Below are 10,526 nucleotides of genomic sequence, written 5' to 3' on the forward strand. Positions count from 1 at the left end.
CCAGAGAGCTGATCCACTCCCCTCCCGTCTTGATGACGTCCTTGATTCGATCCTTGATTTCCACCCCGCCCAAGGCGTCGATAGAAGCGATGTCACCGGTGTGCATCCAACCGTCGCGCCACAACTCGGCGCCCTTTTCGGGCGCCTTCCAATAACCTTGAGTCAGCCAGGGTGCACGGACCACGATCTCACCCAGGGACTCGCCGTCGTGAGGCATATCATTGCCGCTGGCATCGACGATTTTAAGATCGACCATCGGTACAGGTGTCCCGGTTTTGATGCGAATGGCCAATTGGGTTTGGGTGGGCAGTTCCAGCTCCTCATCGCGCAGGTACGTTGTGCAAAGCAACGGGCAGGTTTCCGACATGCCGTAGCCGCTGTGTACGCGCATGCCTTTGGCGCTCGCCTCGCTGGCAATGCCCAGCGTCAGGGCACTGCCGCCCAAAAGCATTTTCCAGCCATCGAAACGGGTTTGAGCCGCTTCCTCGCAGCCCAGGATCATTTGCAACAGGGTCGGCACACAATGGGAAAACGTGACGTTCTCCTCGCGGTACAGCCTGACCAGGCGGTTGGGCTCATAACGACCGGGGTACACCTGCTTGAGACCCATCAGGGTGGCAACATAGGGTACCCCCCAGGCATGCACGTGAAACATCGGGGTGATGGGCATGTAGACATCATCGGAACGCAGCAGCGGCAGACCTTGATAGACACCCAGCGTGCCCACGGCATTCAAGGTGTGCAGCACCAACTGGCGATGGGTGAAATACACACCTTTAGGGTCACCGGTGGTGCCCGTAGTGTAGAAAAGGGTCGCCACCGAGTTTTCATCGAAGTCAGGGAATTGGTACTGGTCTGCCGCTTGAGACAACAGCTGCTCATACTCTCCCGGCACGGGCAGAGACGTGTCGGCTGCCGTGTCGTCAGTCAGCTGGACGTAGCCTTTGACGGTACTGAGCTGCCCCTGAATCTGCTCGACCAGGGGCAGGAAATCATCATGCACCAGCACCAGATCGTCCTCGGCGTGGTTCATGGTGTAGAGCACCTGATCCGCAGAGAGACGAATATTCACGGTATGCAGCACCGCGCCGATCATCGGTACGGCAAAGAAGCATTCCAGGTAGCGATGGCTGTCCCAATCGAGCAAGGCCACCGTATCTCCGGCCTTGACGCCGGCAGCGGTCAAGGCGTTAGCCAACCTGCGGATCCGTTGGTTGAGGGTCTGGTAGCTGTAGCGCAGTTTGTCGGCGTATACGATTTCCCGACCCGGTTCGTAGCGCACGCCGGACAGCAACAATTGCTTGATCAGCAAGGGATAGGCATAGGCGCCGTCAGCGGGCGGAATTATTTTTGTCGCCATCATGGTTGGGGTTCCTTGTCCTTTCGATCAGAACTGCACGGCGTCCAGCGCGTAGAGGCATTCACTGCCGGCCTTGACCGCAGCGCTCAACGAGTGGATGCGCGGCAGCAGACGGGCAAAGTAGAAACGTGCGGTGCCGAGCTTGCTGGCGTAGAAATCATCCTCGGCCTGTTTGCCCATGGCCGCCTTGGCCATCAGGGCCCACATGTAGGCATAGGCGGTGTAGCCAAACACCTGCAGGTACTCGACCGAGGCAGCGCCAATTTCGTTCGGGTTGTTCTGTGCCCGATCCAGCAGCCACGCCGTCAACTCGTCGAGGGTGTCCACGGCGGCGCTCAACGGCTTGCAGAACTCGCCGAGGTCAGCGCTGGCGTTGGCGATGAAGTGGCGAATCTCGGCGGCGAACAAACGGTAAAGCGCCCCGCCACTGCCAACGATCTTGCGCCCGGCGAGGTCCAGTGACTGGATGCCGTTGGTGCCTTCGTAGATCTGAGTGATCCGCACATCGCGAACCAATTGCTCCTGTCCCCACTCGCGGATGTAGCCGTGACCACCGAAGATCTGCTGACCATGCACCGTGGTTTCCAGCCCCATGTCGGTGAGAAACGCCTTGGCCACCGGGGTCAGCAACGACACCAGCTCCTGGGCGCGAGTGCGGGTTGGCGCATCGTCGCTGTACTTGGCGGTATCCAGTTGCAGGGCCACGTAGCTGGAAAACGCCCGCCCGCCTTCGTTCAAAGCCTTCATGGTCAACAGCATGCGGCGTACATCCGGGTGCACGATGATCGGATCGGCTGTTTTGTCGGTGGCCTGCGGGCCGGTCGGCGCACGACTCTGGATGCGTTCGCGGGCGTATTCGACCGCGCTCTGGTACGAACGCTCACCCAACGCCAACCCCTGGATACCCACGCCCAGACGTTCGTAATTCATCATGGTGAACATCGCGGCCAGGCCTTTGTTCGGCGCATCGACGATCCAGCCGGTCGCGCCGTCAAAGTTCATCACGCAGGTGGCGGATGCCTTGATGCCCATCTTGTGTTCGATTGAACCGCAGGACAGCGCGTTGTGCTCGCCCAGCGAGCCATCGGCATTGACCAGTACCTTGGGCACCAGAAACAGCGAAATACCTTTAGGGCCCGCAGGCGCATCCGGCAATCTGGCCAGCACCAGGTGAATGATGTTTTCGCTCAGGTCGTGTTCGCCACCGGTAATGAAAATCTTGCTGCCGCTGACCTTGAAACTGCCGTCGGCCTGAGGTTCGGCCCGGGTGCGAATCAGGCCAAGATCGGTACCGGCATGGGCCTCGGTCAGGCACATCGAACCGGTCCAGGTGCCGGCGTACATGTTCGGCAGGTAACGCTCCTTGAGTTCCTGACTGGCGTGGGCATTGATCGACAGGCACGCCCCGGCGGTCAGCATCGGGTACAGGCCAAACGACAGGCTGGCGCAATTGACCATCTCCTCGACCTGGGCCGAAATGGCCTTGGGCATGCCCATGCCACCGAATTGCGGGTCGCCGCCGACACCCACCCAACCGCCTTCGGCGAATGCCTGGTACGCCGCGACAAAACCGTCCGGGGCAGTCACCGTGCCGTTGCTCCAGGTGCAACCTTGTTCGTCACTGCTGCGGTTCAACGGTGCGATCACTTCGGCGCTGATCTTGCCGGCCTCTTCGAGGATCGCGGCGGCTGTCTCTTCATCGATCACCTCGGCCAGGCCGGGCAGTCGGGCCCATAGCCTGGACACTTCGAAGACCTCGTTGAGGACGAAATGCATGTCGCGCAAGGGGGCTTTGTAATCAGACATCGTTGGCTTACTCCGCAATAGTCCGGGCGTGATGCATGCCCGAAGGTTGGGTTGGCGCGGTTGCACCGGCATGCCCCTGAGGGGCCTCCGGAACAGGACGACGATCAAGCGACGCCCCCCGCAGCAGGAAATACGACAGGGCAGGAATCAGAATCAGCGCGCCGAGCATGTTCCACAGGAACATGAAGGTCAGCAGGATGCCCATGTCCGCCTGGAACTTGATCGGCGACCAGACCCAGCACACCACGCCGGCCGCCAGGGTGATGCCCACCAGGCCCACCACCCGACCGGTAAACGACACGGCGTTGCGGTAGGCCTCAGCCAGCGGCAGGCCCTGACGCTGGTAATGCAACTGCACACTGAGCAGGTACAAGGCGTAGTCGACACCGATCCCCACGCCCAATGCGATCACCGGCAGGGTCGCGACCTTCACGCCAATGCCCATGACCACCATCAACGCCTCGCAGAGGATTGAGGTCAGCACCAGCGGCAACAGCGCAACCAATGCGGCGCGCCAGCTACGGAAGGTCAGCAGGCAGAACAACGTCACCGCCGCATAGACGTAAAGCAGCATGGTGCGATTGGCCTCGCGCACCACGATGTTGGTCGCGGCCTCGATACCGGCGCTCCCTGCCGCCAGCAGGAACTGGCGGTCATCGCTGCTGTTTTCCCGGGCAAAGGTGTCGGCGATCCCGACCACTGCATCCAGGGTCTCGGCCTTGTGGTCCTTGAGAAAGGCAATCACCGGCATCAGCGAGCAGTCGGTATTGAACAACTCTGGAGAGTTGACCGAGGCTTGCTGCGCGGCATAGTTCAAGACGTCCTGGTTGCGCTGGATACTGTTGAGCTTGGGGTTGCCCTCATAAGTCCCGGCCGTGATCTGGCGCACGGCATTGACCAGCGAGGACGTTGCCTGCACGCCCGGATACTGCTGCAGTTCCCAGGCCAGACGGTCGGCGAGGACCAGTGTCTTGTAGCTCAGACAGCCTTCCGGGGGCGTCTTGATCATCACCGCGAACAGGTCGCTGGATAACGCGTAGTGACGGGTGATGTAGGCGTTGTCACGGTTATAACGCGAATCGGCACGCAACTCCGGTGCGCCACTTTCCAGGTCGCCGATCTTCAGGTGCTGGCTGATGACGAAGCCGCCGATGCCCATCAGCAGTGCAATCAGTACGGCGCCCGTGGCCCACTCGGCCGTGGTGAAACGGTCGAGCCAGTCCCACAGCTTGCCAAAGCCCTTGTGTCCGTCCGCCCGGGTGTCGATGGTCAAGGCGCGCTCTGCAGCCTTGGCGCCGACGCCGACATAGGAAAGCGCCACGGGCATCAGCAACAACGAGGTAAAGATCAGCACTGCGACACCGATGCTGGCGGTGATGGCCAGGTCCTTGATCACCGGTATGTCGATCAGCATCAGCACAGCGAAACCCACGGCGTCGGCCAGTAGCGCGGTGACGCCGGCGATGAACAGACGGCGAAAGGTGTAGCGCGCAGCGATCAGTTTGTGGGTGCCACGGGCGATGTCCTGCATGATCCCGTTCATCTTCTGCGCCGCGTGGGACACACCGATGGCGAAGACCAAAAAAGGCACCAGCACCGAATACGGGTCGATGGCATAGCCCAGCCAGGCAACGATGCCCAGTTGCCAGATCACCGCGACCAGCGAGCAGCCGACCACCAGCAAGGTGCTGCGCACACAGCGGGTGTAGAGAAAAATAATCACCAGCGAGGTGATCACGGCCAGGCCGAAGAACATCATCACCTGAATCAGGCCGTCGATCAGGTCGCCCATCAGTTTGGCGAAACCGATCACCCGGACCTTGTACTGGCCCTTGCCCTCCTCCCCGGCTTTGCGGGCGGCACTGTCACCGGCGAACTCGATCCTGTCGCGCAACTGCTCTTCAAGCATCTGCGAGAACCCGTGGTAGTTGATGCGCTGACCGCCGGCCGCAGCCTTGTCCAGCAACGGGACGATCAGCATGCTCGACTTGAAGTCACTGGCCACCAGGTTGCCGACGAGTCCGGCGCGGGAAATGTTCTGGCGCAACTGTTCTATTTGCTCAGGCTTGCCCTCATAGGTATCGGGCATCACCGGGCCACCCTGGAAGCCTTGTTCGGTGACTTCGGTCCAGCGCACCGCCGGGCTCCACAACGACTTCATCCAGGCGCGATCAACGCCTTCGGTGAGGAACAGCTGGTCGTTGACCTGTTTGAGCACGTCCAGGTAAGCGGGATCGAAGATATCGCCCCGGGTGTTCTCGACCACCACGCGCACCGAGTTACCCAAACCGCGCAGTGACTGACGGTTCTCCAGGAAGTTCTGGATATACGGCTGGCTCTGCGGAATCATTTTCTCGAAGCTGGGGCGCAGTTCCAGGCGCGTTGCGGCCATGTAGCCCAGCACCACAGTGGCCAGCGCCATCAGCAGCATGAACAGCGGGCGATAGTTGAACACCATCCGCTCCAGCCGGTTACCGGAGTGGCGGTCGAAGTCACGCACGTCGCGGATCACCGGCATGGTGTCTTGTTTGATATTGCCCATGACTGGGTTCTCGCTCTAAGGGTTCGAGGTCTTATTCAACGGACAGTGCCTGTGCACCACGACTGCCAACCACCACCAACGCGCCATCGGCGGCCTGAGCAGCGCCGGCCACCGGTGACGGTTCGGGTTGCCGCACCAGGCGCATGTCTGCGCCAGCCCCCTGACTGACCAGCCTCTGCCCGCCCTGGGTGAACAAGCGGTAATGACCGTTAGTGTCGACGAAGCCGGCGGTGATGCTGACGTGCAGGCCACTGTCGAGCGCAGTCCAGCTGAGGCCGCCGTCCACACTGCGCAGTACATTGCCGCGCAAGCCGTAAGCGATCACTTCGCCGCGCTTGCCGAGCACACCGAAAAAGCTGCCCTGATAGGGCGTCTGCACGGCGACGAAACGCTGCTGAGCCTCATCCCATTTGAGCAACAGGCCCTGCTCACCGGCGATGTACACCCCATCGCCGGTAGAGGCGATGGCGTTGAGGTGGAAGCCCTGCGGGTTGTCGGTGCGGTCCTGAAACGGTGCCCAGTTCTGGCCACCGTCCTCGGTACGCAGGATCAGGTTGAACACACCGACCACATAGCCGAGGTGGTCGTTGGCGAACCAGACGTCGAGCAAGGGTTTATCCGCGCCCTGCTCGACCAGTCGCTGGCCTTCGGCAGCCAGCAGTGGCCATTGTTCGTTGCCGGGGTCCGCACTGGCCAACGCCCCATAACGCTGGACCAGCAAGGCACCGATCTGGCGGCCGTCCAGTTGCTTGCGCCAGGTCGCCCCGGCGTCGCTGCTGTGCAACACCACACCGTCGTTGCCAACCGCCCAGCCCTGCATGGCGGAAGGGAAATTCACCGCCGTGAGATCGGCACTCACCGGCACCGCGGCTTGCTGCCAGTGTTTGCCGGAATCATCGGAATAGAGAATGTGGCCACGCTGCCCGACCGCGACCAATCGGTCGCCTGCGCGCGCCAGGCCTGACAACGGGCTGCTGACCGCCAGAGCGCTGGCCCTGGCCGGCAGATCCAATACATCGACATAACCGGCCGCCTGGGTCAGGCCCTGCAAGAGTGCAAACAAGATGCCCAGCGCCCACTGCAGGTATTTTTTGTACGAACACATACCGCGTCCTCTTCGGATAGCCGCGCCGGGACACACAACCGTGCAGCCCGACGTTCAAACCAGGTGTTCGCTTAGCGAATGCCGGAACCTGCCAGGGACTCCGGCGACCACTGCGCCTTGGAGAGCGGATCGATGTACTTGATGCCGCCGTACGGCCCCACCACACCGTTGATGTTGTAGGAGCCACCGACCAGGTCGTAGATCATGAAGGGCGTGGAATCCGGGATCTGCTTGTCATAGCTCTGGCTGAGGAACGCGAAGGAGCCACGGTACAGCTGACCACGGGCGTCGTACTGATCGGAGGCCAGAGCGGTCCAGCTGTCTTCATCCAGGTAGAAACGACGCTTCTGATAGATGTGCCGCGCACCGGCCTTGAGGTTGCCCTCCACCACCCAGACCCGGTGTTTTTCCCAACGCACGTAGTCGGGTGCCAGGTGATTGGCGGTGGTCAGTAACTTGGGGTCCTGGGCGTAAGTCAGTTTGTAGGTGTTGTAGGGCACGATCATTTCCTGCTTGCCCACCAGCTTCCAGTCGTAGCGGTCCAGTGCACCGTTGAACACAAAGACATCGTCGTAGGTGCCCGCACCGGCAGTGCCGGGATTTGGTGTGTCGTAAGCCAGGTTCGGCGCCAGTTTTACCCGACGCTGGCCAGGCAAGTACTGCCAGCCACGGCGCGGCTGCTGCAACGGGTTGGCGGCGTCCTTGAGCATCACCGCTTCGCCGGCCCGGCGCGCAGGGCCGGTGTAGGACAGCTTCATCTGGTAGTACACGTCGGCGCTGCTGATCGGCTGCGCCAGGTTTTCGTAGATCGGATAGGAAATGAACGCCTGCCCGGTGGTTGCCAGGCTCGGCACACCCGCAGAGTCGACGTTCCACGAGTCGTACTTGGAGTTGATGCTGACGCCCTGATAACGCAGCAGGAAGTTCCACATCGCCTCGTTGCCCGACTGCGGGATCGGAAACGGCACACCCGGCAGCACGTTGTCGATCGCCAATCCGCCTTCGAGGGACTTCGCGCCGGTGGCATTTTTCACACCATTGTCGAGCACAGCCTTGGGCAGTGCGACGGTGCGGTGGGTTGGATAGACATTGACGTGGAAAGTGGGGAAACGCTTGGCCAGTTCCACGGTGGTCGCCGTGAGTTCACCCTTGTACTGATCGACGTTTTTGCCGTCGATTACCAGCAGTGGTTTTTCGTCGGCAAAAGGGTCCGGGCGCATGCTATCACCGGTTTTGAAGCTGGCCGGCGGCGTGGTCAAGCCCCCCGAATAGGCAGGAATGGAACCCTCGGCATTCCCGGCTTTTTCAGCCCCGACCAGGGTCAGGCTGTTGCCCAGCCTGGCGGCTTCCTGAGTCGATACAGCGGCCTGTGCCTGCGCGGCAACCGCCACGGCCAGAGAAACGCCCAGCAACGTACGCACGAATTTCATGTTGTTATTCTCCTGCTCAGGTGACTAAGCCATTCGTGAATCAAAAGGTGGTTTTCATCGTCAGGTAAACCGCGCCACGGTCTGCGGTGGTTGCGCCACCGCCGGAAAAGGCTGAGTAGCCACCGCCATAACACGCGTAGTTTTCGTTGCCGCTGAAGGCGTTCGGTGTGGAGCCGTCACCGCTGCCGGCATTGGCCGCGCCGGTACTTACGCCGCTGACGTCGCACTTGTCGGTCTTGCCGAAGGAATCCACGTACTTCAGGTCGACAAAGTATTTGTTGTACACAACGGCCCCGACGCCGACCGCATAGTTGCCGGTGTCTTTGGCGCCGCCACCGGACACCGGTGAAACGCCGGCAAGCCCTACGTTGATGGACATCGGCATGTTGAAGTCGACACCCGGGAAGACCTGGTACCAGGTCGGCGTGAAGTTGGCTGCAATGCCCCAGTTGTCCCGGGTCGGCGCATCGACGCCGCGGTAACTGCTGTTGCCCTTGTAGAGCGCCTGATTCTTGCTATCGAGTTTGAGCAGGTTGCTGTAATACAGCTCGGTGAGCAGGGTTGCCGAATCGAACAGCGGCGTCTTGGGCAGGGTCATCAGGCCGTTGAGCGTCCAGTGCAGTGTGTCACCGGTGGCACTCATGCTGTCGCCCTTGTCCGGTACGTCATAGACGATACCGGTCTGCGCCTTACGAGCCGGCAACAGACCCAGACCGGCGCCCAGCCCCAACGGTCCGGTGGTACTGAGAATCGCCGGGATACTGGCCAGCGGCATGTTGTGACGGATGTTCAGGTCGGAGCCGACGCTGACGCCGCCTATCTCTTTCGACAGGCTCAGACCGACGATGTGGATGTTGTCGGCATAGGCCAATTGATAAGTGCTGGTGCTCAACGAATTAAGCGTGTTGACGACAGCCGGCACCATGCCTGCAGGCCGGGTTCCATTGGGATTGGCCGATGTCACCCCGGTAGCGTTCAACCAGGCTTGAGGCAAAATGTCCGAGGTCTTGCGGTAATAGAAACCGAGCGTGCCGTCCAGCCAGGCGGGCGACCACTTGGCCATCACGCCCCAGTCTCCGCTTTTATCCGGCGTCAGGTCGTGACCACGACGCACGTTGGTCAGCCCGTTGCACGGCGCCAACCCACAACCCAGAGGGCTGCCGGGTACCACGGCATTGGTGTTGCCCAGCAGGAACGATTGCGCACCGAAACCGACCAGATCGGAACCGCCGTAGTAGGTACCGGCCTCCGGCAGGCGGGCGGCATTCCAATCCAGGAAGTACTGGGCACCCACCGTCAACTCGGGATTGACGGTGAACGACATCGACAACTGATTGCGCGGTACGAACAGTTCCTTGGCTTCGGTACCGGGCGAGGCCGCCAGCTTGGCCAGGTCCAGGCCGGACTGGCCATAGCTGATCGAATGCACCGGGTTGAGGATGGTTTCACCCCAGAACACGTTGTGCTGACCGGCCTTGACGCTCAACAGCGACTCCTCGCCCACTTCGGTGCTGTAGAACACGAAGGCATCGAGGATTTCTCCGGAAGGACCGGTGTAGTAACGCTGCGCGTAGTGGCTCAGGTGCGGGCTGCCATTACCGACGTTGTCACCGGTGACCGCGGCAAGGCGTGGGTCGTTGGCGACCAGACCCGACTTGGCATCGTTGCCGTTGACGTTATCAAAACGCGCGGTCCAGTCCGGGTTACCCGTATTGAGTTCGACCGCATGCGCCACGGGCATGGCGGCGGCCAGGATGGTCGAGGCCAACACGCTGTAACGCGAGGGTGTGAACCCGTGACGTTTCTTATTGTTGTGCATTGCGTTGTCTCCGCTTTTTTGTAGTTGTTTTAAGCGCAGCCGCCCTCACGCAACCGCTTGTTCCAGTGGTTTGCGTTTTTCAGGAATGAGGGCAATTGCCGAAGGCCTGCGGCCAATCGGCGCCTGAACTAGCGGTCCAACTCCAGGATGAGTGCTTCGGCTTGCGGCCAGCGGCCATAGCCCGCTGCCGGATTGAGATGCCCCACTGCGCCCAGATTGAGCAGTTCGGCACCCCAGCCTTGAGCCATGCGCGTGACGGCATCCAGGCTGGCAAGGTGATCGTTGGTGCTGCCGACCACCAGGCTGCGGAACGGCAGCGGGCCTTGGGGTAAAGGCGCCCAACCATGGGTACGCAGCGTTTCAGCGGATGGGTAGCCTGGCGGCCAACTGGCATCGAGATCCGGTGGCGCGGCCAGCAGAGCGCCCTTGATCGGGCGACTGTGTCGAGCCGCCCAGTGCGCGAC

7 protein-coding genes are annotated in these 10,526 nt (G+C 61.4%); all 7 read right to left on the bottom strand.

Features of this window, described 5'->3' with window-relative positions:
- The coding region (locus tag AC1DH9_RS12560; protein ID WP_477808250.1) for a fatty acid--CoA ligase at window positions 1-1,363 on the bottom strand (1,363 nt) is incomplete at its 3' end.
- Between the two features lie 24 nt (window positions 1,364-1,387).
- Complete coding sequence (locus tag AC1DH9_RS12565) at window positions 1,388-3,166, bottom strand: acyl-CoA dehydrogenase C-terminal domain-containing protein (protein ID WP_427536407.1); 1,779 nt, start codon at window positions 3,164-3,166, stop codon at window positions 1,388-1,390.
- Between the two features lie 7 nt (window positions 3,167-3,173).
- Complete coding sequence (locus tag AC1DH9_RS12570) at window positions 3,174-5,708, bottom strand: efflux RND transporter permease subunit (protein WP_427536405.1); 2,535 nt, start codon at window positions 5,706-5,708, stop codon at window positions 3,174-3,176.
- 31 nt (window positions 5,709-5,739) lie between these two features.
- Window positions 5,740-6,813 carry a WD40/YVTN/BNR-like repeat-containing protein gene (locus tag AC1DH9_RS12575; protein ID WP_427536403.1) on the bottom strand — a complete coding sequence of 358 codons (1,074 nt, stop codon included), beginning with the start codon at window positions 6,811-6,813 and terminating at the stop codon, window positions 5,740-5,742.
- A gap of 71 nt (window positions 6,814-6,884) precedes the next feature.
- Window positions 6,885-8,243 carry a DUF1329 domain-containing protein gene (locus AC1DH9_RS12580; protein WP_427536401.1) on the bottom strand — a complete coding sequence of 453 codons (1,359 nt, stop codon included), beginning with the start codon at window positions 8,241-8,243 and terminating at the stop codon, window positions 6,885-6,887.
- Between the two features lie 40 nt (window positions 8,244-8,283).
- On the bottom strand, window positions 8,284-10,062 hold the full coding sequence (locus AC1DH9_RS12585; RefSeq protein WP_477808251.1) for a DUF1302 domain-containing protein: 1,779 nt from the start codon (window positions 10,060-10,062) through the stop codon (window positions 8,284-8,286).
- 128 nt (window positions 10,063-10,190) lie between these two features.
- The coding region (locus AC1DH9_RS12590) for an RBBP9/YdeN family alpha/beta hydrolase (RefSeq protein ID WP_477808252.1) at window positions 10,191-10,526 on the bottom strand (336 nt) is incomplete at its 5' end.

It is taken from the genome of Pseudomonas sp. 05T35 (assembly GCF_056396605.1).

What these genes read in the sequence shown, in the direction of transcription:
- AC1DH9_RS12570 (WP_427536405.1), bottom strand. Translation starts at nt 5,708, where the DNA reads ATGGGCAATATCAAACAAGACACCATGCCGGTGATCCGCGACGTGCGT.
- AC1DH9_RS12580 (WP_427536401.1), bottom strand. Translation starts at nt 8,243, where the DNA reads ATGAAATTCGTGCGTACGTTGCTGGGCGTTTCTCTGGCCGTGGCGGTT.
- AC1DH9_RS12585 (WP_477808251.1), bottom strand. Translation starts at nt 10,062, where the DNA reads ATGCACAACAATAAGAAACGTCACGGGTTCACACCCTCGCGTTACAGC.
- AC1DH9_RS12575 (WP_427536403.1), bottom strand. Translation starts at nt 6,813, where the DNA reads ATGTGTTCGTACAAAAAATACCTGCAGTGGGCGCTGGGCATCTTGTTT.
- AC1DH9_RS12565 (WP_427536407.1), bottom strand. Translation starts at nt 3,166, where the DNA reads ATGTCTGATTACAAAGCCCCCTTGCGCGACATGCATTTCGTCCTCAAC.